General features: G+C 72.6%; 26 protein-coding genes. 19 read left to right on the plus strand and 7 right to left on the minus strand.

Translation table 11 applies throughout. The features are described 5' to 3' along the window. Positions 1–73: 73 nt before the first annotated feature. From AMIR_RS00315 to AMIR_RS00325, 3 genes are all read left to right on the plus strand, one after another. The gene (locus AMIR_RS00315) at positions 74–1,501 is read left to right on the plus strand and encodes a sigma-70 family RNA polymerase sigma factor (RefSeq protein ID WP_049796710.1); all 1,428 of its coding nucleotides are present in this window, start codon (positions 74–76) and stop codon (positions 1,499–1,501) included. A 123-nt stretch (positions 1,502–1,624) separates the two neighbouring features. Then, entirely contained in the window at positions 1,625–2,062 is a 438-nt protein-coding gene (locus AMIR_RS00320; protein ID WP_012782700.1) for a hypothetical protein, read from the plus strand. Between the two features lie 248 nt (positions 2,063–2,310). Next, positions 2,311–3,570, plus strand: coding sequence for a sensor histidine kinase (locus AMIR_RS00325; protein WP_041836484.1), 1,260 nt, complete (start codon positions 2,311–2,313; stop codon positions 3,568–3,570). 4 nt (positions 3,571–3,574) lie between these two features. Here AMIR_RS00325 and AMIR_RS39860 read toward each other — a convergent pair whose 3' ends face one another. Beyond that, a complete protein-coding gene (locus AMIR_RS39860; RefSeq protein WP_012782702.1) occupies positions 3,575–3,742 on the minus strand; it encodes a hypothetical protein in 168 nt (55 codons plus the stop codon). A gap of 40 nt (positions 3,743–3,782) precedes the next feature. On the opposite strand from AMIR_RS39860, the gene AMIR_RS00330 reads away from it, so the two are divergent. The 11 genes from AMIR_RS00330 to AMIR_RS00380 all read left to right on the plus strand — a co-directional run bounded on the left by AMIR_RS00330 (position 3,783) and on the right by AMIR_RS00380 (position 13,710). Then, positions 3,783–4,655 carry a S49 family peptidase gene (locus AMIR_RS00330; protein WP_012782703.1) on the plus strand — a complete coding sequence of 291 codons (873 nt, stop codon included), beginning with the start codon at positions 3,783–3,785 and terminating at the stop codon, positions 4,653–4,655. Positions 4,656–4,751: 96 nt separating this feature from the next. Then, the gene (locus tag AMIR_RS00335; RefSeq protein WP_012782704.1) at positions 4,752–5,579 is read left to right on the plus strand and encodes a LytR/AlgR family response regulator transcription factor; all 828 of its coding nucleotides are present in this window, start codon (positions 4,752–4,754) and stop codon (positions 5,577–5,579) included. Next, complete coding sequence (locus AMIR_RS00340; protein WP_012782705.1) at positions 5,576–5,998, plus strand: hypothetical protein; 423 nt, start codon at positions 5,576–5,578, stop codon at positions 5,996–5,998. The genes AMIR_RS00335 and AMIR_RS00340 overlap by 4 nt, the downstream gene beginning before the upstream one ends. Before the next feature lie 3 nt (positions 5,999–6,001). After that, on the plus strand, positions 6,002–7,813 hold the full coding sequence (locus AMIR_RS00345; protein ID WP_012782706.1) for a sodium/solute symporter: 1,812 nt from the start codon (positions 6,002–6,004) through the stop codon (positions 7,811–7,813). 293 nt (positions 7,814–8,106) lie between these two features. After that, positions 8,107–8,463, plus strand: coding sequence for a DUF485 domain-containing protein (locus tag AMIR_RS00350; protein ID WP_012782707.1), 357 nt, complete (start codon positions 8,107–8,109; stop codon positions 8,461–8,463). Then, on the plus strand, positions 8,460–10,046 hold the full coding sequence (locus AMIR_RS00355) for a solute symporter family protein (RefSeq protein WP_012782708.1): 1,587 nt from the start codon (positions 8,460–8,462) through the stop codon (positions 10,044–10,046). Before AMIR_RS00350 ends, AMIR_RS00355 begins: the two co-directional genes overlap by 4 nt. A gap of 142 nt (positions 10,047–10,188) precedes the next feature. Beyond that, on the plus strand, positions 10,189–10,614 hold the full coding sequence (locus AMIR_RS00360) for a helix-turn-helix domain-containing protein (protein ID WP_012782709.1): 426 nt from the start codon (positions 10,189–10,191) through the stop codon (positions 10,612–10,614). Positions 10,615–10,681: 67 nt separating this feature from the next. Then, positions 10,682–11,272: a PIN domain-containing protein gene (locus AMIR_RS00365; RefSeq protein WP_012782710.1), complete on the plus strand. Its 591-nt coding sequence runs from the start codon at positions 10,682–10,684 to the stop codon at positions 11,270–11,272. Between the two features lie 40 nt (positions 11,273–11,312). Then, positions 11,313–11,660 carry a rhodanese-like domain-containing protein gene (locus AMIR_RS00370; RefSeq protein WP_012782711.1) on the plus strand — a complete coding sequence of 116 codons (348 nt, stop codon included), beginning with the start codon at positions 11,313–11,315 and terminating at the stop codon, positions 11,658–11,660. Between the two features lies 1 nt (position 11,661). After that, positions 11,662–12,570 carry a DUF4328 domain-containing protein gene (locus AMIR_RS00375; RefSeq protein ID WP_012782712.1) on the plus strand — a complete coding sequence of 303 codons (909 nt, stop codon included), beginning with the start codon at positions 11,662–11,664 and terminating at the stop codon, positions 12,568–12,570. Positions 12,571–12,660: 90 nt separating this feature from the next. Beyond that, entirely contained in the window at positions 12,661–13,710 is a 1,050-nt protein-coding gene (locus AMIR_RS00380) for a glycerophosphodiester phosphodiesterase family protein (protein WP_012782713.1), read from the plus strand. 31 nt (positions 13,711–13,741) lie between these two features. Here the strand turns inward: AMIR_RS00380 and AMIR_RS00385 are convergent, their stop codons facing one another. Further along, entirely contained in the window at positions 13,742–14,974 is a 1,233-nt protein-coding gene (locus tag AMIR_RS00385) for a cytochrome P450 (protein WP_012782714.1), read from the minus strand. A 119-nt stretch (positions 14,975–15,093) separates the two neighbouring features. On the opposite strand from AMIR_RS00385, the gene AMIR_RS00390 reads away from it, so the two are divergent. From AMIR_RS00390 to AMIR_RS00405, 4 genes are all read left to right on the plus strand, one after another. Then, complete coding sequence (locus AMIR_RS00390) at positions 15,094–15,792, plus strand: glycerophosphodiester phosphodiesterase (RefSeq protein ID WP_012782715.1); 699 nt, start codon at positions 15,094–15,096, stop codon at positions 15,790–15,792. Between the two features lie 18 nt (positions 15,793–15,810). Next, the gene (locus AMIR_RS00395; protein WP_012782716.1) at positions 15,811–16,755 is read left to right on the plus strand and encodes a DUF5926 family protein; all 945 of its coding nucleotides are present in this window, start codon (positions 15,811–15,813) and stop codon (positions 16,753–16,755) included. Positions 16,756–16,827: 72 nt separating this feature from the next. After that, a complete protein-coding gene (locus AMIR_RS00400) occupies positions 16,828–17,154 on the plus strand; it encodes a DUF952 domain-containing protein (RefSeq protein ID WP_012782717.1) in 327 nt (108 codons plus the stop codon). 120 nt (positions 17,155–17,274) lie between these two features. Further along, positions 17,275–18,306, plus strand: a complete 1,032-nt coding sequence (locus AMIR_RS00405; protein WP_012782718.1) for a phenylacetaldoxime dehydratase family protein — start codon at positions 17,275–17,277, stop codon at positions 18,304–18,306. 111 nt (positions 18,307–18,417) lie between these two features. On the opposite strand, the gene AMIR_RS00410 is transcribed toward AMIR_RS00405, so the two are convergent. The 5 genes from AMIR_RS00410 to AMIR_RS00430 form a co-directional block, all read right to left on the minus strand. Beyond that, entirely contained in the window at positions 18,418–18,981 is a 564-nt protein-coding gene (locus tag AMIR_RS00410; RefSeq protein ID WP_012782719.1) for a ferritin, read from the minus strand. Between the two features lie 148 nt (positions 18,982–19,129). After that, the gene (locus AMIR_RS00415) at positions 19,130–20,377 is read right to left on the minus strand and encodes an arginine deiminase (protein ID WP_012782720.1); all 1,248 of its coding nucleotides are present in this window, start codon (positions 20,375–20,377) and stop codon (positions 19,130–19,132) included. Between the two features lie 139 nt (positions 20,378–20,516). Further along, positions 20,517–21,170 carry a GOLPH3/VPS74 family protein gene (locus AMIR_RS00420; protein ID WP_012782721.1) on the minus strand — a complete coding sequence of 218 codons (654 nt, stop codon included), beginning with the start codon at positions 21,168–21,170 and terminating at the stop codon, positions 20,517–20,519. 73 nt (positions 21,171–21,243) lie between these two features. Further along, a complete protein-coding gene (locus AMIR_RS00425) occupies positions 21,244–22,038 on the minus strand; it encodes a CPBP family intramembrane glutamic endopeptidase (protein WP_012782722.1) in 795 nt (264 codons plus the stop codon). 9 nt (positions 22,039–22,047) lie between these two features. Continuing rightward, positions 22,048–22,806 carry a DUF2470 domain-containing protein gene (locus AMIR_RS00430; protein WP_012782723.1) on the minus strand — a complete coding sequence of 253 codons (759 nt, stop codon included), beginning with the start codon at positions 22,804–22,806 and terminating at the stop codon, positions 22,048–22,050. A 92-nt stretch (positions 22,807–22,898) separates the two neighbouring features. Between AMIR_RS00430 and AMIR_RS00435 the strand changes: the two genes are divergently transcribed. Next, entirely contained in the window at positions 22,899–23,534 is a 636-nt protein-coding gene (locus AMIR_RS00435) for a hypothetical protein (RefSeq protein ID WP_425358899.1), read from the plus strand. Positions 23,535–23,625: the final 91 nt, after the last annotated feature.

The following is a 23,625-nucleotide window of genomic DNA, read 5'->3' on the forward strand; positions in this document are numbered from 1 at the left end:
CTTCGGGGTCGCCCCACCCCGCTGTGGCATCTTGGCGATCGGAGCGCGACTCGGGCTGGAGGTGCCGGGCGGGATGGCCGACGAAGCCGATGTCGACCTGGAACTGCTCGCGAGGGTCCGCGCCGGGGACGACGCCGCGTTCGGCGAGCTGTACTCCCGGCACGCGGACGCCGTCCGCAGGTTCGCCCTCCGCCACGTCCGCGAGCACGCCGAGGCCGACGACCTCGCCGCCGAGGCGTTCTTCCGGGTGCTCCAGGCCATCCGCCGGGGCAGCGGCCCCACCGAGCACGTGCGCACCTACCTGCTGACCACCGCGCGCCGGGTCGCCTGGGAGTGGAGCGGGCGCAGGCGCGACGTGCCGGTGGAGGACGAGGAGCTGAGCAGGCGGGTCGAGCCGTTCCCCGACGCCACCGCGGGCCGGGCCGAGCACACCCTGATCTCGCGGGCGTTCACCAGCCTGCCGGAGCGGTGGCGCAGCGTGCTGTGGCAGGTCGAGGTGGAGGGCGTGCGGCCGTCCGCCGTGGCGCCCGCGTTCGGGCTCAGCCCCAACGCGATGGCGGCGCTGGCCAGGCGCGCCCGTGAGGGGTTGCGGGCCGCGTACCTCCAGGCGCACCTGGCCGACGACCGGGGGCCGCGCGCGTGCCACTCGGTGGTGGCCAAGCTGGGCGCGTACACGGCGGGCGGGGTGCAGGGCGCGGAGCAGGCGCGCATCCGCAAGCACCTGCGGACCTGCTCGTCCTGCAACGCGCTGCACGCCGAGCTGGCCGAGGTCTGCTCGGCGCTGCGCGCCCACGCTGGCCTGCTCGCCGCGCCCGCGCTGCTGTCGCTGGCGTTCGCACCGGAGGTCGTAGCCCCGGTGGCGGGCAAGGTGAAGCTGGCGCTGACCGCGGCCTCGGTGGCGGCGGTCGGGGTGTTCGGCGTGGCGGCGGGCGCGCTCGACGGCGGTCCGGGGCCCGCGCTGGTGCAGCCGGGGCCGTACGCGCTGCGCACCACGGTGGACGACCCGCTGACGCCCCGCCCGAGCGTGACGCTGACCGGGACGGCCACCAGCCTCCCGCCTGCCGGCGACGGGGCCGCGCGCCCCGCGACCTCGAACCGGCCGTCGGGCGGCGGGGGGCGGGGGTCGCTCACCGGCGGTGACCGGGTCGGGCCGCCGACCGGCGCGCCCCCGCAGTCCGGGGGGCCGCAGTCCGGCGAGCCGCCGACCGGGGGGCCGCCCTTTGGCGAGCCCGCGTCCGGCGAGCCGGGTTCCGGGCAGTCCGAGCCGCCTGCCACCACGAGCCCGACCCCCGGCGCGCTGGAGGACCCCGGCACCACCGCGCTGAGCACGCCGGACGACCCGGAGCAGTCGGGCAAGGAGGACCCCGAGCCGCCCGGCACGACCACCACCGGTCAGGGGCCCGACCCGGAGCCCGGCCCGTCGGTGCTCCAGAGCCCTGAGCTGGGAATCACGCCGACCACGGTCACCCTGCACCCCCGGACGGCCTACCCGGTGGGCTGAACGGCCGCCGTTGATCACAGCGCGCCACCGGCACCGGGCGCAGGGTTCACCCCAGTGGCTCACGTCCCTAGGGGTACCGTTGAAGCACGCTGAGTGATCGCTCGACGTCTGAGGAGACGGTTGATGACGCGGCTGGTGCGCGGTGCGGACGGCCGGATGTGGACGGTTCGCAGCCAGGTCGAGTGGCGCAACCCCGCCGCCGACGCCGACTTCGAGCACGACGTGAGCGGCGGTCAGGGTCCCGGCGTGCTGATGCTCGCCATCGTGGCCGCCATGGGCGTGCTGCTCGTGGCGTGGACCCCGGAGCAGGTCGTCGTCCCGGCGTGGCTCGGCCTCGCGCTGGCGATGATGTTCCTGTTCTTCCCGGTCCGCTGGGCGATCCGCCGCCCGCACCTGGTGGTCGCCGAGTCCAAGGCGACCGGCGACGACCTCCCGCCCGAGCGCTGGGTGGGCCACGTGCGCGGCGTGCTGAACGTGCGCGACGAGGTCGGCAACATCGCCCGGAAGATCGAGATGTACTCGCTCCCGGACATCGACGGTCCGCTGCAGCCGGTCGACTGACCGCGGGGCGCGGCCCCTCCCTGGCGGGTGATCGCGAGCGCCGGGCACCCCGCCCGCGGGGGCGGCGCCGGTTCGCCCGACCAACGACACGCCCGGAATGTGTTGCCCGCCAATGGAACCGGTGATCGACCCGACCGACCCACAACCGGAAAACCGCAGGCCGGGCCGGTGATTCCCGGTGCCCGAGCCCGATCGTCCCACGATGATCGGGGTGAGACCCCTTGCCTGGAGCACGCCGACCCCACAGCATGGACGGCGTGCGCGATCTCCTGACCGAGCGGGCGGTGCTCGGCGTCATCGCCACCCTGGCCGTCCTGGGGCTGTTCGTGATGCTCTGCCGGGCGCGCAGGGTGAGCACCTCGGTCGAGGACGCCGTGATGGACATGCTCCACCGCATGTCGAAGGCGTCGGCCGACCTGCGGGAGGGCCTGACGGCGGAGGCGGCCGACAAGGCCACCCCGCACCTGCGGGAGATGCTGCGCTGCGTCGCGGTCGGCATCACCGACAGCACCGGCAGCGTGCTGTCCTGGGACGGCGGCGCGGCCGACCACTACGAGCTGATGCGCGGGCACATAGAGCAGGCGATCCGCGAGGTGCACAAGGAGCACGTCGAGCACCGCAAGCTCGACTGCGACCTGTCCGGGCCGTGCCCCATGCACAGCGCGGTGATCGTGCCGCTGATCGTGGAGTCCGAGGTCGCGGGCACGCTGATCGTGGTCAGCGGGGTGCCGAACAAGCGGCAGATCCGGATGGCGGAGGAGACCGCGCGGTTCGTCTCCACGCAGCTGGAGCTGGAGGTGCTGCAGAAGTCCCGGCAGGCGCTGGCGCAGGCCGAGGTCAGGGCGCTGCGGGCGCAGATCTCGCCGCACTTCGTCTACAACGCGCTCAACACCATCTCGTCGCTGATCCGCACCGACCCGGTGTACGCGCGGGAGCTGCTGCAGGAGTTCGCGGAGTTCACCCGCTACTCGTTCCGCACCGACGGGTTCTTCACGACGCTGTCGGACGAGCTGACCAACATCCACCGGTACCTGACCATCGAGCAGGCCCGGTACGGGGCGCGGCTGGAGGTGCGGCTGCGCATCGCGCCCGAGGTGCTCCAGGTCGTGCTGCCGTTCCTGTGCCTGCAACCGCTGGTGGAGAACGCGGTCCGGCACGGGCTGGCCAAGAAGCCCGGCGGCGGGATGCTCACGATCACCGCCGAGGACAACGGGGCCGAGGCGCTGATCAGCGTCGAGGACGACGGCGTCGGCATGGACCCGGAGCGGTTGTTCGAGGACCTGAAGGACGCGCACCAGACCGGGGCGCACGTCGGGCTGGGCAACATCAACCACCGGATGCGGGCGGTGTTCGGCGACGACTACGCGCTGGTCGTGGAGACCGCGCCCGAGGCCGGGATGAAGATCATCCTCAAGGTCCCCAAGTACCGGCAGGGCGTCCGGCCCAACCTGACCCTGGTGGCCCCGCGCGTGGAGGAGACCGGCGAGCAGGCCGTGCTGCGCGCGTGAGGCGCTAGCGCGCGGCGACGGCCAGCGCGGTCACCAGCATGACCCCGCACACCGCCCAGGTGATCCACATCCAGTAGACGTGCATCGCGCTGGGGCCGTCGGCGTTCTTCCGGCCCCGCTCGTCCCACCACTCGACGTAGCGCTCCAGCCAGCGGATCGGGTTGAACGTCACCAGCCGATGCTAGCGCCGGAACGTCAGTAGGCTCGGGACCATGAGCGTGACCGACAAGATCGCCTCGCGGCTCCCGAAGATCGTCGGCGACCGGGTCGACCGCGGCCCGGTCGTCGCCGCGGTCCGGCTGCACGGGGTCATCACCCCGAACCCCGGACCGGTCGCCGCGCGCGGCAGCCTGAACGCCCAGTCCGTCGAGTCCGCGCTGACCCGCGCCTTCGAGCACGAGCGCCTGGTCGCCGTGGCGCTGCTGGTGAACTCGCCCGGCGGCGCCCCGACCCAGTCCGCGCTGATCGCCGACCGCGTCCGCGAGCTGGCCGCGAAGCGCCGGGTGCCCGTGCTGGCGTTCTGCGAGGACGTCGCGGCCTCCGGCGGCTACTGGCTGGCCTGCGCCGCCGACGAGATCCACGCGCACCCCACCTCGCTGGTCGGCTCCATCGGCGTCGTCAGCTCCGGGTTCGGCCTCACCGGGCTGATGGAGCGCTTCGGCGTCGAGCGCCGGGTGCACAGCGCGGGCGAGAGCAAGGTGCGGCTCGACCCGTTCCAGCCGGAGAAGGCCGAGGACGTGGCCTGGCTGGAAGGTCTCCAGTCCGAGCTGCACGAGCAGTTCAAGGCGTGGGTCACCGAGCGCAGGGGGCGCAGGCTGGCCGCCGACGCGCCCGACCTGTTCGCCGGCGAGGTCTGGACCGGGGCCAAGGCGCTGGAGCTGGGGCTGGTCGACGGGCTGGGCACGCTGCGCGGCGTCATCGGCAAGCGCTACCCCGACGCCGAGATCGCCATCGCCGAGCCCCGCAGGAACCTGCTCAGCAGGCTCGGCCTCGGCAACGCGGCGTCCACACGATCGGGTGACTTCGTGACGCAGGCGCTGGCGAGCCTGGAGGAGCGCGCGCGCTGGTCCCGATTCGGCTTGTGAACCCCTCGTCGGCGTGACGCGGGCCCGGAGCGCGGTCCCCGGCGTGGACACGACCCCACCCTGATCGGCAAGATGCGCGGCACAGTGAGTACGCCAATGAGCTCCGGCCTCCTCGTCCTGGCGGTGGACGACGAGGCGCCAGGTCTGGACGAGATCAAGTTCCTGCTGGAGAGCAGCCCGCACATCCGCCGCGTGCTGACCGCGTTCGACGCGGCGGAGGCGCTGCGCATCCTCAGGGGCGACTACGACACCGAGGTGATGGAGCGCCAGGAGGCGGGCCAGCCCCCGGTGGACGCGGTGTTCGCCGACATCAACATGCCCGGTCTGAGCGGCACCGACCTGGCCCGCGTGCTCGGCGCCTTCCGCGCGCCGCCCGCGCTGGTGTTCGTCACCGGCGTCGAGCACTCCGAGGCCGTGGTGGCGTTCGACGTCGGCGCGGTCGACTTCGTGACCAAGCCGATCAACAGCGACCGGGTCAACAAGGCCATCGCGCGCGTGGTCGACCGGGTCAACTCGGTGTCGGCCGCCGCCGCCGCGCCGGAGCCGACCGCCGCCGACTCCCAGGACGACGAGGTCATCCCGGTCGAGCTCGGTGGAACGATCAAGCTCGTGCCGAGGGCCAGCGTCCGCTACGTGGAGGCCCAGGGCGACTACGCTCGGCTGCACACCAACGACGGCCAGAGCCACCTCGTGCGCATCCCGCTGGCCCAGCTGGAGGAGCGCTGGGAGAACGCGGGGTTCGTGCGCATCCACCGCTCCTTCCTGGTCGCGCTGCCGCTGGTGACCGAGCTGCGGATGACGTCCAACGGCTACGCGGTGGTCATCGGCAGCGGCGAGGGGGCGAAGGAGCTGCCGGTGAGCCGCAGGCACACCAGGGACCTGAAGGAGCGGATCGTGCGCCCGCCGAAGAGCAACTGGGGATGAGCGAGCAGCCCGGACCGCCCGCGGAGCAGCCCGCGCCCGGCGAGCACGCGCCCGCGCAGGGCCGCAAGCCCCGGCGCAGGCGCGTCGTGCTGGCCGACCCCAAGGGCCGGGGCCGGGTGCTGCGCACGATCATCGAGCTGGAGGAGCAGACCAGCGTCGGCGAGAAGCTGGTCCGCGACCTGATCAGGCAGCAGCTGCGCACCGCGTTCGTGCTCGGCGGCGGGACGCTGCTGGCCGTCGCGCTGCTGCCGCTGCTGTTCTACCTGGTCGACCTGTCCGAGGTGCAGCTGTTCGGGGTGCGCCTGCCGTGGCTGCTGCTCGGGCTGGTGCCGTTCCCGCTGTTCTACCTGGTCGGGCTGCTCAGCCGCAGGCAGGCCGAGCGGCACGAGCGCGACTTCGTCAGCATGGTCGACCGCTGAGCCATGGTGCAGAACCTGTGGAGCCTGAGCCTGGTCGCCGTGGTCGCGGTGGTCACGTTCCTGCTGGGCTACGTGGGTTCCCGCCGGGCCAACACGACCCCGGACTTCCTGGTCGCCCGGCGCGCGGTGCCCGCCACCCGCAACGCGGCGGCGATCTCCGGCGAGTACCTCTCGGCGGCCTCGTTCCTCGGCGTCGCCGGGCTGATCCTCAAGGACGGCGTCGACGCGCTCTGGTACCCGATCGGCTTCACCGCGGGCTACCTGGCGATGATGCTGTTCGTCGCCGCGCCGCTGCGCCGCTCGGGCGCGTACACCCTGCCCGACTTCGCCGAGGCGCGGCTCGGGTCGCGCAAGCTCCGGCACTTCTGCACGTTCTTCGTGGTGTGCATCGGGGTGCTGTACCTGGTGCCGCAGCTGCAGAGCGCCGGGCTGACCCTGAACACGATCACCGGGCTGCCCGCGTGGCTGGGCGGCGTGCTGGTGACGCTGATCGTGGTGGCGAACGTGCTCGGCGGCGGGATGCGGGCGATCACGCTGGTCCAGGCGTTCCAGTACTGGGGCAAGCTGTTCGCCATCTCGGCGCCGACGTTCGTGCTGTTCGCGGTGTTCCTGACCGGGCCGGGCACCAGCGCGCAGTCCGTGGACGCCGAGGGCGTGCTGCTGTTCCACGAGCCGGTCACCGTGACCACCGTCGACCCGGTGCGGCTGGAGGTGACCTCGCTGACCAAGCTGCACGTGGTCGGCGAGGTGGACGGGGCGCGCGCGGACGGGCCCGCGTACTGGGGGCCGGACTCGGGTGGCGCGCCGAAGACGTACTCGGTGGCCAAGGGCACCGAGCTGCGGTTCACGGCGGGCTCGCCGGTGCCGGTGGTGGAGGGAGCGCCGAGCGCGAACGACGTGTGGCTGCGCCCGCAGACCGACGGGCTGGGCGGGCTGTTCGAGACCTACTCGCTGATCTTCGCGACGTTCCTGGGCACGATGGGGCTGCCGCACGTGCTGGTGCGGTTCTACACGAACCCGGACGGCAAGGCGGCGCGGCGCACGGCGCTGCACGTGCTCTACCTGCTGGGGCTGTTCTACGTCTTCCCGACCGTGCTCGGGGTGATCTCCCGGCTGTACCTGCCGCAGCTGCTGGTGACCGGCAAGACCGACGCGGCGGTGCTGCTGCTGCCGCACACGATGCTGCCGGGGGTGCTCGGGCAGATCCTCGGGGCGGTGGTGGCGGCGGGCGCGTTCGCGGCGTTCCTGTCCACCTCGTCCGGGCTGGTGGTGAGCGTCGCCGGGGTGGTGTCCACGGACATCCTGCGCGGCAAGGTGCGGGACTTCCGGTGGGCGACGGTGCTGACCGGCGCGGTCGCGATCGGGCTCGCGCTGCTGCTGCCGCGCAGCGACGCCTCGCTGACCGTGGCGATGTCGTTCGCGCTGGCCGCGTCGACGTTCTGCCCGCTGCTGCTGCTGGGGATCTGGTGGCGGGGGCTGACCTGGGTCGGGGCGGTGGCCGGGCTGGTCGTCGGCGGCGGACTGGTGATCCTGTCGCAGGTGGTGACGGCGGTGAGCAAGGCGACGGGGGACTGGGCGCCCGCGCTGCTGGCGCAGCCCGCGCTGGTGACGGTGCCGATCGCGTTCCTGACCATGATCTGGATCAGCAAGCTGACCGGGCCGAGCAGGCCCGCGGACGTGAACCAGGTGCTGCTGCGGCTGCACGCGCCCGACCGGCTGGGGTTCATGCGCGACCGGGGGGCGCGGTTCGCGTCCGGGGGCGCGCGCAGGGCGGGCGAGGGGCAGCACCGGGGCGCGGCGGGGTCGGGGGGCTGAGCGGGCGGACGAGGGGTGCGGGACGTGCGCTGGTCGGCCGATCGGCAGCGCCAACCGGGTGGTGGGGTTCACACCGTCCGGTGAACGGTGATGTTGCTCACCGCGTTATCCCTTCGTCTCACTTTCCCTACCGCTCGTCGCATCACTCGACAGTTGGGCGCAATAGCACGTTCAGGGACTACCCGGAGTGACCTACGTCTCCTTACGGTCCTCGGCGTACCAGAACGCACCAGGAGGACTTACGTGCCGTTCATGCCGCCGACATCGTCGCCGAGTACGCGAGGAGGGGACCTGTGAGCACCACCGAGGACTCCGCCGGGCCCACCCCCGGTTCCCCCGACAGCACCGACTGGGTGGCGGTGCAGTCCAGCCCCGAGTTCACCGAGCTGCGCCGCAGGCTGCGGACGTTCGTCTTCCCCATGGCGGGCCTGTTCCTGACCTGGTACGTGCTCTACGTGCTGCTGGCCGACTACGCGCACGGGTTCATGTCGACCAAGCTGGTCGGGAACATCAACGTGGGCCTGGTGCTCGGGCTCCTCCAGTTCGTGTCCACGTTCGCGATCACCGCGCTGTACGTGCGGCACGCGAACCGGAACCTCGACCCGACCGCCGAGAAGATCCGGCACGAGCTCGAAGGGGGCGACGCGTGAACACCAACGCCGTCCTGAACATCGGCATCTTCGGGCTCTTCGTCGCGGCGACCCTGGTCGTGGTCATCCGGGCCAGCCGCAACACCAAGACCGCGGCGGACTACCTGGCGGCGGGCCGCGCGTTCACCGGCCCGCAGAACGGCATCGCCATCGCGGGCGACTACCTGTCCGCCGCGTCGTTCCTGGGCATCGCGGGCGCCATCGCGGTCTACGGGTACGACGGCTTCCTGTACTCCATCGGGTTCCTGGTGGCCTGGCTGGTGGCGCTGCTGCTGGTCGCGGAGCTGCTGCGCAACACCGGCAAGTACACGATGGGCGACGTGCTGAGCTTCCGGATGCGCCAGCGCCCGGTCCGCGCGGCGGCGGCCACGTCGACCATGGTCGTGTCGTTCTTCTACCTGCTGGCGCAGATGGCGGGCGCGGGCGGCCTGGTGGCGCTGCTGCTCGGCATCACCGGCAAGGGCGGCCAGGCGATCGTGATCGCGGTGGTCGGCGCGCTGATGATCGCGTACGTGCTGATCGGCGGCATGAAGGGCACCACCTGGGTGCAGATCATCAAGGCCGTGCTGCTGATCGTCGGCGCGGGCGTGATGACGATCTGGGTGCTGGCGAAGTACGGGTTCAACCTGTCCACGCTGCTCGGCGCGGCGGTCGACAACGCGCCGAAGGCGGGGGAGAAGCTGCTCGGGCCGGGCCTGCAGTACGGGGCCACCGGCACGACGAAGCTGGACTTCCTCTCGCTCGGCCTCGCGCTGGTGCTCGGCACCGCGGGCCTGCCGCACATCCTGATGCGCTTCTACACGGTGCCCACCGCGAAGGAAGCGCGCCGGTCCGTGGTGTGGGCGATCTGGCTGATCGGCCTGTTCTACCTGTTCACCCTGGTCCTGGGCTACGGCGCGGCGGCCCTGGTCGGCCCCGACAAGATCAACGCGGCACCGGGCAAGGCGAACTCGGCGGCCCCGCTGCTGGCCGAGGCGATCGGCGGCCCGCTGCTGCTGGGCCTGATCGCGGCGGTCGCGTTCGCGACGATCCTCGCGGTCGTCGCCGGGCTGACCATCACCGCGTCGGCGTCGTTCGCGCACGACATCTACGCCAACGTGATCAAGAAGGGCGAGGTGGAGGACAAGGACGCGGAGGTGAGGGTGGCGCGGCGGACGGCCATCGTCATCGGCGTCGTGTCCATCCTCGGCGGCATCGCGGCGAACGGCCAGAACGTGGCGTTCCTGGTGGCGCTGGCGTTCGCGGTCGCGGCGTCGGCGAACCTGCCGACGATCCTGTACTCGCTGTTCTGGAAGCGCTTCAACACGGCGGGCGCCCTGTGGAGCATCTACGGCGGCCTGTCGGTGACCCTGGTCCTGATCGTCCTGTCGCCCGCGGTCTCCGGAAGGCCGACCTCGATGTTCCCGACGATGGACTTCGACCTGTTCCCCCTGTCGAACCCCGGCATCATCTCGATCCCGCTGGCGTTCCTGCTGGGCTACCTGGGCACGGTCCTGTCGAAGGAGCGGAACCCGGCGAAGTACGCCGAGATGGAGGTCCGCGCGCTGACCGGCACGGGCGCGGAGAAGGCCACCTCGCACTGACGGCGCCACACCCGAACCACCCGAAGGCCGTCCCCGCTGCTGGCGGGGGCGGCCTTCCGGCGTGTCGGACGTGAACGTGGTTGCACTTGTAGGTGTGCAAGCTTACAGTTATAAGTGTAAATCAACTGGTGGAGGTATTTCCGTGGGTGCGACCGAGCGGGACGTGCTGTTCGCGAACGAGGTCAACCAGCGGCAAGCGCAGGAGCTGATCGGGCTTCTGTCCGGCAGGAACGCCCGGTTCACCGCAGAGTCGGACGGCGGAGGCGCCGCGCGCCAAGTGCCCGCAGAGCTCTCGGGGCTCATCGCCAAGCTCGTCCACGCCGTGGCGCGGGGGCAGGCGGTCACCGTCACCACGATGCCCGAGGAGTTGACCACCACTGCTGCTGCCCAGCTGCTCGGCATCTCGCGCCCCACGTTGATGCGGAAGGTCAACGCGGGGGAGATCCCCTCGCGCAAGGTTGGGGCGCACACCCGCCTGCGTACGGAGGATGTGCTGAGGGAGCGGCGCGAGCGCAGGCAGCGCCAGTTGGCCGCACTCGACGAGTTGCGCGACCTCGAAGAATTCTGAGCCCGCGTTCAACGGCGTGGTTTCCGCAGTTCACGAGGGTGGTGGATAGTCTTTCCCGGTGGCTGTGATGAAGGTTTTAGCCGATGCGAACGTCCTGTACTCGCGCACCTTGCTTGACTGGTTCGGGCTGCTGCAGGGGAGTGATGAACAGCAGGTTTATCACGCCTACTGGACCGAGGACCTGCTCGCGGAAGCGCTCTTCCACCTGCGTCGGGACAAGCCTGCTCTGGACGGTGGGCAGATCAGCAGCATCCGGGACAAGATCGAAAAAGCTTTTGAGGGGGGACGGGTCGACGACTTCGTCATTGACGACTCGTTCCCCGGCAAGGACGTCAACGATCGACACGTGCACGCCGCAGCCGTGACGTGCCAAGCAGACATCGTCCTGACCTGTGACGAAGGCTTCCACTCGGAGCAGGTCGCAGATCTGCTGCCCTACGAGGTGCACAAGCCCGATGAGTTCTTCGTGCTGGTCCACGACATCGCGCCTGAGATCGTGTGGCAAGCGACCTTGAAGCAGACCCGGTACTGGGTGGGCAGAGGGAAGCGGGCCGATCTGTTCGACCGGCTCGTCAAAGCAGGCTGCCCCGAGTTCGCCGCCCGCGTCCAGGTCCACCAGTCCCGGCTCTCCCTCCCCCACGACACCACCCGCCCCTGACCGCTCCGCCTCATGCCCTCCCGATGCCACCCGTGGCAGCATGTCCCGTGTGACGGTTCCCAGCGTTGAAGTGTCCGACGTTCCGGCCGAGCTGCCTGAAGGCGCCGTGCTGCTCGACGTGCGCGAGGTCGACGAGTGGGCCGCCGGGCACGCGCCCGGTGCGGTGCACATCCCCATGAGCGAGCTCGCCGGGCGGCTCGGGGAGGTGCCCGAGGCCGACGTCGTCTACGTCGTCTGCCGGATGGGTGGGCGGTCGGCCAGGGTCACCGAGTACCTCAACGCCAACGGGTGGGACGCCGTGAACGTCGACGGCGGGATGCAGACCTGGTCCACGCAGGGCAGGCCGATGGTGGGCGAGCTGCCCGACGTGGAGCCGGAGGTCATCTGACGTGCGACCGCTTCAGCCGATGCGGGTGGACTGGGTGGCGACCCCGCCGCCCGGCGCCTACCCCGCCCGCCGGTTCGGCGGCGCCCGGCGGCCCTACGCCGGACCCCCGTCCTACCCGGTGCCGCCGCGCTGGGGCTTCCCGCTGCTCGCCTGGCGCTGGCCCACCTCGGTCGCGCTCGACGAGGCCCGCCCGCTCGACCGCGTCGACCAGGTGCAGCGCCTCGCCCGCACCGCCTCCCAGGCCCTCGGCCTCGCCGGGATGACCGCGCTGTGGGCCGCGGGCAGCGAGCTCTGGCGCTACGCCCTGCTCCTGCTCAGCCGCACCGGCGCGCTGTCCGCCACGACGGTCGGCGTCTCCGACGCCATGGTCGTCGCCGCCTCGGCCGTCGCCGGGATCACCTCGGCCATCGCGCTCGTCCTGTCCTTCCTGTGGGTCCGCGCCGCCCGCGCCGCCGCCGCTGCCGCCTCCGGCTACGCCCCCTCGCGCTCCGAGCGCGAACTGGTGCTCGGCCTGGTCGTCCCCGGCGTGAACCTGGTCGTCCCCGGCTCGGCGCTCGCCGAGCTGGAGCACGCCGCCCTCCGGCTGCCCGTCGACGCCCGCCCCAAGCCCTCCAAGCTGCTGCTCCGCTGGTGGGCGCTGTGGGTGGTGTCCGCGCTGTTCTTCGCCCTCACCGTCGCCTGGTCGTTCCGGAGCAGCGTGCAGGCCCTCGCCGACGGCGTCTTCCTGCACGCGGTCTCCGACCTGCTCGCCGCGGGCGTCGCGCTCACCACCGCCGTCGTGGTCCGCCGCCTCACCACCCTGCTCCTGCCGCTCGACCCCGCCTCGCTGCGCCGGATGCGCGTCGTCGGCGTGAAGGGCGCCCCCGCGCCCGAGCTGCGCGCGATCAGGGCATCCGGTTCCCCCAGGTAGCCCCCACCGCCGCCGCGCCCCCCCGGAGTTCACCCGGCGTCCCCCGAACAGGCCCTGAGCGAGCACCGCCCGCTCTGCCACGGTGAGGTCATGCGGGCACTGGGCGCGGCACTCGTGGTGATGCTCCTGCTCCCCGGCGCGGCCTCGGCCGGAGCCGGGACCGGGGCCGGGCACGGGCACGGGCACGGGCACGGCAAGCACGGCTTCGACCTCCAGGCCCACCGGGGCGGCATCGGGCTCACCGTCGAGAGCACGCTCGCCGCGTTCGCCAAGGCCCTCGAGGTCGGCGTCACCACCCTGGAGCTGGACGTCCAGATCACCAGGGACGGCCGCGAGGTCGTCACGCACGACCGCAGGACCAACCCCGCCAAGTGCGTCGACACCGCCCCCGCGCGCCCCGGCGACCCCGAGTTCCCCTACGCGGGCAAGTACGTCAAGGACCTCGACTTCGCCCAGGTCCGCACGCTCGACTGCGGCTCCCGCCGCTCGGCCCAGCACCCCGACCAGGAGCTGTCGCCCGGCGCCCGGATGCCCACCCTCGCCGAGGTGTTCGCCCTCGCCCGCCGCTACCGCGCGCACGACGTCCGGTTCAACGTCGAGACCAAGGTCGAGGCCGCCGCGCCGCACGAGACCGCGCCGCGCGAGCAGTTCGTCGACGTCACCTGGCGCGAGATCCGCCGCTCCGGCTTCGAGCGCGACGTGACCATCCAGTCCTTCGACTGGGGGACCCTGATGCTGTGGCGGAAGGTCGCACCGCGACTGCCGGTGATCGCCCTGACCCAGCCCGAGTTCCTCGCCCCCGGCTCGCCCTGGACCGGCGGCCTCGACCTGGCCGACTTCGGCGGCAGCCCGGCCCGCGCCGCCCGCAGCTTCGGCGCCTCCGCGCTGTCCCCGGTGCACGGCAACCCGCAGAACGGCAAGGTCGGCGACCCCGACTACGTCCCGTTCACCACCGAGGCCCTGGTCGAGGACGCGCACCGGAACGGCCTCGAGGTCATCCCGTGGACCGTCAACGACCCCGCCACCATGCGCAAGCTCATCCGCGACGGCGTGGACGGCCTGATCACCGACTACCCCGACCGGCTGCGCGCCGTCCTCGAGGACCTCGGCTACCGCCTGCCCCAGCGCTACCACCGCTGAGCGCAGGCACCAGCGGCGCAGCGGGAAAAGCTCAGCCCGCGCCCAGCGGCAGCTCGTGCAGCCCCCGGATCACGAACTCCTCCCGCCGCCTCGGCGTCGCCGCCAGCTCCATCCCCGGCAGCTTGCGCCGCAGCGCGTCCACCGCCGCCTGCACCTCGATCCGGGCCAGCGGCGCGCCCAGGCAGTAGTGGATGCCCATGCCGAACCCGAGGTGCTGGTTGGGCGTGCGCCCCACGTCGAACTCGTCCGGCCGCTCGAACACCTCGGGGTCGCGCGCCGCCGCGCCGAGCAGGGCCGCGATCTTCGCGCCCTCCTCCACCACGTGCCCGGCGATCTCCTCCCGCTTGGTCGCGGTCCGCTCGAACAGCTGGAGCGGCGAGTCGTACCGGATCAGCTCCTCGACGGCGGTCTCCAGCAGGCCGGGGTCGGCCACCAGCCGCTCCCACTGGTCGCGGTGCTCCACCAGCGCCAGCACCCCGTTGCCGATCACGTTCACGGTCGCCTCGTGCCCCGCCATCAGCAGCAGCACCGCCGTGGCCACCAGCTCGTCCTCGCTCAGCCGGGCCCCGTCCGAGTCGGTCACCGCGACCAGGTCGGACACCAGGTCGTCGCCCGGCTGCCGCCGCCGCAGCGCCACGACCTCCCGCAGGTACGCCACGAACTCCCGCGCCGCCCGCTCCGCCGCCGCCCGCTTGTCCTCGGCCAGCCCGTGCTCGTACATCTTCACGATCGCGTTCGACCACGGCTGGAGCAGCGACCGCTCCGAGTGCGGCACCCCCAGCAGCTCGGCGATCACCTCCACCGGCAGCGGTCCGGCCACGTGCTCCAGCAGGTCGGCCGACCCGTCCGCGCGCACCCGGTCGACCAGCCCGTCGACCAGCCCGTCCGCCAGCTCCGCGATCCGGGGCCGCAACCGCTCCACGTGCCCGCGCCCGAACGCCGCCGACACCAGCCGCCGCAGCCGGGCGTGCGTCGCGCCCTCGTTCTCCAGCAGCGAGTTCCGGTGCAGCAGGTTGAACGAGGCGAACTCCTCCAGCGGCTTGGCGTCCGTCCACAGCCGTCCGAGGCTCCGGTGCCGCAGCACCGCCGACGACGCGGCGTGGGACACCGCGACCGCGAGCCCCATGCCGTCGTGCCAGTGCACCTCGCCCTGGACGCGCAGCGCGGCGAAGACCGGGTACGGGTCCGCGATGAAGGAGGGGTCGTTCTGGTCGAAAGGCGCCACGACCCCGGACGGTAGGTCTTGAGGACCGCTCGCGTCCATCGGAAACGCGACACCCGCCCGAAGGGACGGCCGTCCGCGACCCGACGGGGTCCCGCCCGCTGCGACCCGCGCGGCGAGCGCTTGCCGCCACCCGCGGCCACCGGGGAGCATCCAGGCCCGTGTCCCCCGAAGTGGTCGCCCACCGAGGCGCCTCCGCGGCCCTGCCCGAGCACACCCTCGCCGCCTACGAGCTGGCGATCGCCGAGGGCGCCGACGCCCTGGAGTGCGACGTCCGCCTGACCAGGGACGAGCAGCTGGTCTGCGTCCACGACCGCACCGTCTCCCGCACCAGCGACGGACGGGGCGCGGTCGGCGCGCTCACCCTCGCCGAGCTGCGCGCGCTCGACTTCGGCTCCTGGCACGGCGGCGACCCGGCCCCCGTGCTGACCTTCGCGGAGCTGGCGGGCCTGGCCGCCGACCACGGGACCCCGCTGTTCGTCGAGACCAAGCACCCGGTGCGCACCGGCGGGCTGGTGGAGACCAGGCTCGCGCAGGAGCTGGCCCGGCACTCGCTGGACGTGCACATGATGTCGTTCTCCGCGCTCGCGGTGCGCCGCTTCAAAGCGCTCGCGCCCGCCGTTCCCACGGTCTGGCTGCTCGACCGGCTGTGGCCCCAGCGGCTACCCGAATGGGCGGATCTGCCGGGGCCCGGCGTGTCCCTGCTGCGCCGCTCGCCGGGACGCGGCCGGGGTGCTTACTGCTGGACCGTGGACACGGCGCCCGACATCGACCTGTGCCGCGAGCGGGGCGTGCGCCACCTGGCGACCAACCACCCGGCGCGAACCCGCAAGATCCTTGCGGCAGACTTGGCCCCCTGAACCAGGAGGAGGCTAGTCGTGGCCAAGCGGACGGCTGTGAAGAGCAAGTCGGCGGACGGGGTGAACCCGCGCCAGCCGTGCCCGTGCGGCTCCGGCAAGCGCTACAAGGCGTGCCACGGGGGCGCGGACGGCGGGGCCGACGTCATCGTCGCCCGGCCCTTCGCGGGGCTGGCGTCGGAGGCGGAGCTGATCGCGCTGCGGGAGTTCGTGCCCTCGGCGACCGTGAAGCTGCCGCTCAAGGACGCGCCGCGCGAGGTCGTGCTGGCCTCGGTGCTGCCGATGGCCGCCGCAGGGCTGGTGCGCGCCGACGGCACCGCGTTCGTGGGCCTGCAGGTGCAGACCCGCTCCGGCGACCTGAGCCGCGACCTGGCCCGCGCCGTGCAGTGGGCCTACACCGCCGAGACCGGCGACGTGCTGCCCGTGGTCGGCCCGGAGGACGGGACCAACCCCGGTCGCCTGCAGGACCTGCTGGACGTCGAGGCGTCGGTCAGCCCCGAGCTGCACGCCGACTTCGCGTGGTGGATGCCGCCGGGCAACGAGCCCGCCGGTGACGTCGCGCTGTCCCTGGAGCGGGCGAACGCGGCGATCCTGCCGACCGAGCGGGTCGACGCGCCCGGCGTGACGGCCGCCTACTGGGTGGACGCGGGCGACAAGGCGCACCTGCGCTGGGTGCGCCCGGAGCCGGAGGAGCAGCTGCTGGCGGCGCTGGCGCGGCTGTCCGTGCGCGGTGAGCTGGACCTGGGCGACGGCACCCGCTACGCGGGCTCGTTCCGCGCGCACGGCCTGCTCGTGCCGGTGTGGGACCTGGACCGTGAGTCGCACTCCAGCGAGTGGGCCGGTCCGGCCGAGGCGCTGGGCAAGCGGCTGCTGGACGCGCTGGCGAGCCTGGACTCCGAGCCGCTGAGCGAGGCGGAGCGGCGGTCGCGGGACGGCCTGCGGGGACGGCAGATCACCCTCCGCTAGGGGGTGCGATCACCCGGTCGGGACGAGTTGTCCACAGGTTCATCCACAGCTTTCCACAGGAGGTGTGGACAAGTGCTCCTGCGGATCAGCACGCGGGCGGACTGGGCGGAGGCGAGGGAGAGCGGGGCGATCCCGCTCGACCTGGAGGGGTTCGTGCACTGCGCGGACCCCGGAACCGTCCACCTGCCCGCGAACTCGCTCTACCGGAACCGGTCCGGGCTGGTCCTCCTGGTCGTCGACCCGGAGGGCCTGCCCGTGCTGTACGAGCCGGGGGACGGCGACGAGTCCGGCCCCTGGTTCCCGCACGTGTACGGCCCGATCCCGGCCGACTCGGTGGTCGCGGTGCTGGACTTCGAACCGGATCCGGACGGAGTCTTCCGCCCTCCACCCGTTCTGTAGTGGTTCATGCACTCACCGTGATCGATGGTGACGGAAATAGGGCTTACGTCTTTAGCCCGAACGGCTCATCCTGATCTTCAGGTCTACTCGCTGTAGACCTTTGGACACAGGAGGTATCCGTTGTCTTCCCTGCCACTGGACGACCGGGCGACCGCCCACCGGCCGGAGGGGTACGACCCGCGCGGCGGTCCCGGCCACGAGGTGCGCTGGTCCGACGACGTCACGCACCTCGTCGTGGCCCGCTTCGGCGTCCAGACCGACGACTCGGCGGCCGGCGTGAAGGCCATCGCCCGCGTGCTGGAGCTGGCGGCGGGCGAGAGCGGCCCGGCCCTGGTCGAGCGGGTCAGCGACGACGACAGCGAGATGGCCGTCTGCTACTGGCCGGACCCCGAGGCGCACCGCGCCTGGTGGGCGAGCGGGCCGGTGCGCGACTGGTGGGCGTCCCTGCCCGTCGACGGGCCGATCGGGCACTGGCACGAGACCTCGGTGACCCCGGTCGAGCAGTTCGAGACGCTCTACTCGGCCGAGTTCGCGGCAGGCCCCTCCCGCTTCGCCGGGACCGGCCCCACGAACCTGCACGACTACGACAACTCCACCCTGGACCGGATGCCCGCCACGGCGCACCGCGACCTCAGGCAGGAGCGCGCCGAGGAGCCCACCACGGACCTGCCGCCCGGCGAGTCGCCGCGCGGTCGGCGGGTCAGGCTGGCCGAGCCCTCGCCCTCCGGCCTGTGCTGGATCCGCACCGCCCAGGAGTGGTCGATCGCGCCGGACGACCAGCTGGCCTCCTACCGGGACGGGGTCGAGCCCGCGTACCGCACGGCCATCGCGCACCTCCAGGACAACCCGCACGACACCGGCTGCCTGTCCGCCCGGCTGGTGGGCAACCTGGACGCCAACGGCGCGCGGGCGGCGGGCGCCGAGGCGGTCGTGTGGTGGCGCGGCATCGGCGACCTGCTGCGCTGGGCGCACGACCACAAGACGCACCAGGACATCCTGAACGGGTTCTGGGAGCACGTGATCGCCAAGTTCGGCCCCGGCACGCGGGTGCGGCTGTGGCACGAGGTGCACGTGCTGCCCGAGGGCGCGCTGACCGCCGAGTACGTCAACTGCCACCCCGGCACGGGGCTGCTCCAGACCTGGCCCGGCTGATCGGAAAGCCCCTGGCCGGAAAGCCCCCGGCCGGGAAAGCCCCCTGAACGGCCGAACGCCCGCCGCGCCCCGTGAACCGGGGTGCGGCGGGCGTGTCCAGGCCCCGCGCGGTTAGAGCGCGCCACCCGCCGCGGCGGGGGCGGTCGGGTCGTCGCCCCCGGCGCCGCTCAGCTCGCGGGCGACGAAGTTCTCCACGTGGAACAGGTTGCCGTCGGCGCGGTCCACCACGGTCAGCAGCGTGCTCATCGACGACACCTCCTCCACCTGCTCCTTGAGGAACCACTGGAGGAACTGCTCGCCCAGGTAGTCGCCCTCGTCGCGGGCGGCCTTGGCCAGCGCGACGATCTGCTCGGTGACGGTCTTCTCCTGCGCCAGCGCCAGCTCGACGGGCTCGCGCGCCGAGCCGAAGTCGTTGCGCACCTCGCCGACGCCGGGGATGGTCACCGGCACGTCCGTGTCGAGCAGGTACTTGACCAGCATCATGGCGTGGTTGCGCTCCTCCAGCGCCTGCGCGTAGAAGTGCGCGGCGAGCCGGGGGAGGTCGCGGGAGTCGTACCAGACCGCGATCGCGGTGTACTGCTGCGAGGCGGTGAACTCGTTCCCGATCTGCTCCTGGAGCAGTGCTCGGAACTTCGAGGAGGTTTCGGTGGGCAGCTTCTTCAGGTTCAGGGCCATGTACCCGATAATAAAGCAACAAATGCTTTTGCGCATTCAAGGAAAGGCTAACGCATATATGGATAGGGTTCCCTAAAATAGTTTAGGCAAACCTTCCCCGACGAGCCCGGACCACGCTGTCCCGGCAGTTCGGAGCGGTGCGGAGCGGTCAGACCAGCGGCGCGCGGTCGATCGGGCACGACATGCAGCGCGGCCCGCCCCGACCGGAGCCCAGTTCCGAACCGCTGATCCGCAGCACCTCGACCCCCGCCTCCTCCAGGCGCGCGTTGGTCTCCACGTTCCGCTCGTACGCCACCACCAGGCCGGGGCCCACGGCGAGCGTGTTGTTCCCGTCGTCCCACTGCTCGCGCTCGGCGGTCACCGCGTCCAGCCCGGTGTCGATCACCCGCAGCCGGTCGATGCCCATCGCCTCCGCCGCCGCCTCCAGGAACGGGCTCGGCCCGGACACCCGCACCCCGCCCGAGCCGTCCTGGCGCACCGGGTAGGCGAACAGGTTGTCCCGCACCGCCGGGTACATCACCACGGCGTCCCGGTCGACCATCGTGCACACCGTGTCCAGGTGCATCGTGGCCCGCTGCTGCGCGATCGGCACGGCGAGCACGGTGTGCGCCAGCCCGTCGGCCAGCGCCGAGCGGGCGAACGACTCGGCGCCCGCGGGCGTGGTCCGCTCGCCGACGCCGATGGCCAGCACGCCCGGCGCGAGCAGCAGCACGTCGCCGCCCTCCAGCGGGGCCGAGTGCGCCCCGTAGGCGCGGCCGGTCTTCGCGAAGCGCGGGTGGTAGGCGTAGATCAGGTCGGTCAGCGCGGTCTCCCTGCCGCGCGCGGGCATCGCCAGCGAGGTGATCGCCACCCGGTCGCCCACCCACACCGACGAGTCGCGGGTGAACAGCAGGTTCGGCAGCGGGTCGACGGCGAAGTCGCCGGGCTGGTGCATCCGGCGCACCAGCGAGGCCCCCTCGGCGGCGGGCAGCTCCTCGAAGGTCATGCCGCTGGTCAGGATGGTCGCCAGCGCCTCGGGGGCCAGGCCGGACAGGTGCGAGCGCAGCGCGTCCGCCAGGTGGATGCCCAGGCGGCGCTCGTCCACCGCGCTGTGCACGCCCGCGATGCGCGCCCGGTCGTCGTGCAGCGCCCGCACCAGCTCGTCCCCGAGCAGCAGCACCTCGACGCCGCGCGAGCGCAGCACCCCGGCGAACGCGTCGTGCTCCTCCTGCGCCCGGTCGACCCAGGGGACGCCGTCGAACAGGAGCTGGTCGTTGTTGCGCGGGGTCAGCCGCTTCAGCTCGGCCCCCGGCCGGTGCAGCAGCACCGTGCGCAGCGGGCCGACCTCGCTGTCCACCCTGGGCGCCGGTCCGGGCGCGGGGGTGGCGGACTGGGTGTGCTCGATGTGCGCGGTCACCCTGCCGAGGGTAGTCCCGGACCGGCGGAAACAGCAGCTCAGTGGGAGTCTTTCCGGATAATTCGATCGCGTTCGACGCTCAGGGCAGCGAATCGTGAAGAACTACCGGCGAACGACCCTCGAAACGTTGCGCAGCGAATCAGGCCCCGGCGGCGGCCACGGCCGCGCCCGCCACCAGCGCCACCTGGATCTCGTCGATGGCCCTGCGCACCGCGTCCGAGGCCCAGGCGCCCTGGCTGATCTCCTTCAGCCTGGCCTTGAGCCGGTCCTTCGGCACGTCGGGGAGCACCTTCCGCTCCTGCCTGGCCGCCCCGACCAGCGCGCACAGCGCGGCCGTGCGCTCGTCCACCGGGCCGTCGCCCTCCAGCGCGGCGCGCAGCCGGGCGCGCGCGTCCGCCTCCAGCGCGGGCTGCCTGCCGTCCGGCGTCGGGTACCGGGTGGTCGGGAAGACCAGCAGCACCTTGGCCTCCTCGCGGCGGACCACGCCGCGCTCCACGAGGCCGTCGAGCACCTGCGTCGTGCTCTCCTTGTAGAGCTTGTGCATCCACTGCTGCGGCTTGCGCGGCTTGTCCGCCCCGGCGAGCCGGGCCAGCAGGGCGTCCACGGCCGGTTCGCCGGTGGGCGTCGGGTCGGTGACCACGACCTTCTTGTCCACCAGGTCGACCCGGCCCGCCAGCACCAGCTCGGTGAGCAGCGCGCCGGTCACCCCGTAGCCGAGGATCGGGTGGGTGACCGAGGGCCTGCCCTCGTCCGAGTAGCAGATGAGGACCAGTTCGTCGGCGAGCGTCGTCATGCCCCGATTGTCCTCCTCGCCCGTCCCCGACGGGGCCGTTCGGCCGAACGCGCCCGATCTTCCGGCGGTGCGGTCAGGGCAGCCAGGACAGGTGGTCGCGCAGCAGCGAGTAGCCGACGAAGGCGACCACGTCGAGCAGGGTGTGCGCGCCGATCAGGGGCCACAGCCGCCCGGTCCGCTGCCAGAACCTCCCGTAGACCAGGCCCATCACGACGTTGCCGATGAACCCGCCGAACCCCTGGTACAGGTGGTACGAGCCGCGCAGCACGGCAGCGACCACCAGCGAGGTGTTGTCCTTCCACCCCAGCTGCCGCAGCCGGGTCAGGATGAACCCGACGACCAGGACCTCCTCGGCCCACGCGTTGCCCGCCGCCGCCAGGGTCAGCGTGATCGCGCTCCACCAGGAGTCCAGCGTGGACGGCTGCACGGCCAGGTTCAGCCCCAGGTTCCAGGCCACGAGGTAGAACGCCAGTCCGGGGATTCCGATCAGCGCGGCCAGCCCCAGGCTGCCCCACGCGTCGAACACCGGCCGGGCCCGGTCCAGGCCGACGGCCTTGAACGTCACCCCGCTGCGCCACAGCAGGTACAGGCCGAGCCCGCCCCACGCGGACAGCTGGAGCACGCTCAGCAGCTGGGCGATCAGGTCGAGCAGGTCGAACCGCGCCTGCGGGACGTTGATCGCCACCGTCTGCTGGTTGAGCGGGACCGGCCGCAGCAGGCTGTCCACCAGCCGCACCAGGCTGCGCAGCCCGGACAGGCCGAGGGTGACGCTGAAGACGAGCAGCAGCTCGACCTGGTAGCCCCTGCGCTGGTCGGGCGTGAACCGCTCGGGCCCGAGCTCGCCCGGCCCCCTCGTCTGGTCGATCACCAGCTCACGTTAGCGGCGCTGCGCCAGGAACGGGCAGCCCATCAGCCTGCGCAGCTCCGAGGACAACTCGGACGGGGTCGCCACCGGGCGGGAGAACGCGATCCGCACGTCGTGGTCGGTGTCCTCCAGCTCCACCCGCAGCCGCAGGCCGAACCGGTCGAGGCCGAGCGGCCGGACGTGCCCGCCGCGCAGCCCCTCGGGCAGGTGCTGCACCAGCAGGCCCACCACGTCCCGGTGCGAGAGCTCCAGGTGGCGCAGCCAGTGGTCCTCGTGCGCGCAGAACGGGTCGGGCTCGGCCTGGGCGAACACCTCGGGGCGCAGCGAGGTCGTGGTCTCCGCGTCGGCGACCACCAGGGAGGCCGGGACCAGGCGCAGCGCGGTCAGCCCGTGGCCGACGTCGAGCAGGCGCGGGTCGGGGCGCTCCTCGGCGACCTCCACGCAGGCCTCGCGGGCGTCCGGCCCGTCGAGCGCGCGCAGCCAGCCGGTGATCCACAGCAGGCCGCGCACCGGCTCGCGCAGCGGCACGGCGGCGTGGTCGGCGATCTCCAGCATCGAGGTCACCTCGCCGAGCGCGGCGCGCGCCACCAGCGGGTGCTCGTCGGGCAGCAGCAGGGTCGCCTCGCCGCAGGCGTGCACGTGGTGCAGCTCCGGCACCACCCGGTCCTCGGCGCCGTCCGGCGGCAGCAGCGCGGCGCGCCCACCCCTGGTGGCGATGGTCCGCGCGCGCTCGGCAGGGTGCGGCGCGGGTGGTCTGCGGATCTCGGTCACCGCGTCACCTCCCCAACTTAGGGCAGCCTAACTTGCCGTGCGGTGGAAAAGGAAGTCCCCCGGTGGACGTACCCTGATCGTGCTTGGCGGAGGTGCTCGTGGTCGTGCCCAACCAGCCGTCCACCGAAGGGGCGGCTATCGATGACCGCTGGACCCACCACTGCCTTGAGACGGCCAGCCGGCGGGTGTTCGGCTGGGTCGTCCTCGGGGCGCTGGCGTTCACCGCTCAACTGGTGCTGGTCCTCTGGTCCGACGTGCCCTCGCACGTCCCGTTCGCGCTGCTCGCGTTCTCGCTCGGCTCCATAGCCTGGGGCCTGGTGCGCAGGCCGTCGCCCGCGGGGGCGATGCGCGAGGAGCCGTGGCGGTTCGCGCGGGTCCATTGGAGCAACGGCAGGCTCGTCGTGCACGGCGAGGAGAAGTCCTCGGTGCTGGAGGTGCGCGGCGCGGGCCCGCTGGTGCGCGGCCGGATCGGCAAGCACCGCAGGGCCTGGCTCGTGCTCCCGGACCGGCAGGGCAACACCGTGGTGACGTTCCGGGGCGTGCCGAAGCTGTTCCCGGCGCGGGTGCTGCGCGCGCCCGTGCGGCGCGGGACCGGCAAGGCCGCCGGGTCCTCGGGGGCGGCGGGCGCCGGGTCGGCGAAGGGCGTGAAGGCCGGGCGCACCCGGCGCGGGACCACCCGGAGGGGCGCGAAGGAGCGCGGCACGGGGCGTGACCGCTCGCAGGGCTGACGCCCGTTCGAGTGTCGCTGGAATCGGGGGAGCCCGATGACGCCCGGTGGTCGCCGCTCAGCCCGTTCCGATCTTGGCCTGCCCAGTTCCC

The organism is Actinosynnema mirum DSM 43827, from assembly GCF_000023245.1.
Lineage (GTDB): Bacteria > Actinomycetota > Actinomycetes > Mycobacteriales > Pseudonocardiaceae > Actinosynnema > Actinosynnema mirum.

Coding starts and splice junctions, on each gene's coding strand:
- AMIR_RS00365 (WP_012782710.1), top strand. CDS start 10,682: ATGAAGGTTTTAGCCGATGCGAACGTCCTGTACTCGCGCACCTTGCTT.
- AMIR_RS00345 (WP_012782706.1), top strand. CDS start 6,002: ATGGTGCAGAACCTGTGGAGCCTGAGCCTGGTCGCCGTGGTCGCGGTG.
- AMIR_RS00315 (WP_049796710.1), top strand. CDS start 74: ATGGCCGACGAAGCCGATGTCGACCTGGAACTGCTCGCGAGGGTCCGC.
- AMIR_RS00420 (WP_012782721.1), bottom strand. CDS start 21,170: ATGACGACGCTCGCCGACGAACTGGTCCTCATCTGCTACTCGGACGAG.
- AMIR_RS00325 (WP_041836484.1), top strand. CDS start 2,311: ATGGACGGCGTGCGCGATCTCCTGACCGAGCGGGCGGTGCTCGGCGTC.
- AMIR_RS00380 (WP_012782713.1), top strand. CDS start 12,661: ATGCGGGCACTGGGCGCGGCACTCGTGGTGATGCTCCTGCTCCCCGGC.
- AMIR_RS00335 (WP_012782704.1), top strand. CDS start 4,752: ATGAGCTCCGGCCTCCTCGTCCTGGCGGTGGACGACGAGGCGCCAGGT.
- AMIR_RS00330 (WP_012782703.1), top strand. CDS start 3,783: ATGAGCGTGACCGACAAGATCGCCTCGCGGCTCCCGAAGATCGTCGGC.
- AMIR_RS00385 (WP_012782714.1), bottom strand. CDS start 14,974: ATGGACGCGAGCGGTCCTCAAGACCTACCGTCCGGGGTCGTGGCGCCT.
- AMIR_RS00410 (WP_012782719.1), bottom strand. CDS start 18,981: ATGGCCCTGAACCTGAAGAAGCTGCCCACCGAAACCTCCTCGAAGTTC.
- AMIR_RS00370 (WP_012782711.1), top strand. CDS start 11,313: ATGTCCCGTGTGACGGTTCCCAGCGTTGAAGTGTCCGACGTTCCGGCC.
- AMIR_RS00320 (WP_012782700.1), top strand. CDS start 1,625: ATGACGCGGCTGGTGCGCGGTGCGGACGGCCGGATGTGGACGGTTCGC.
- AMIR_RS00340 (WP_012782705.1), top strand. CDS start 5,576: ATGAGCGAGCAGCCCGGACCGCCCGCGGAGCAGCCCGCGCCCGGCGAG.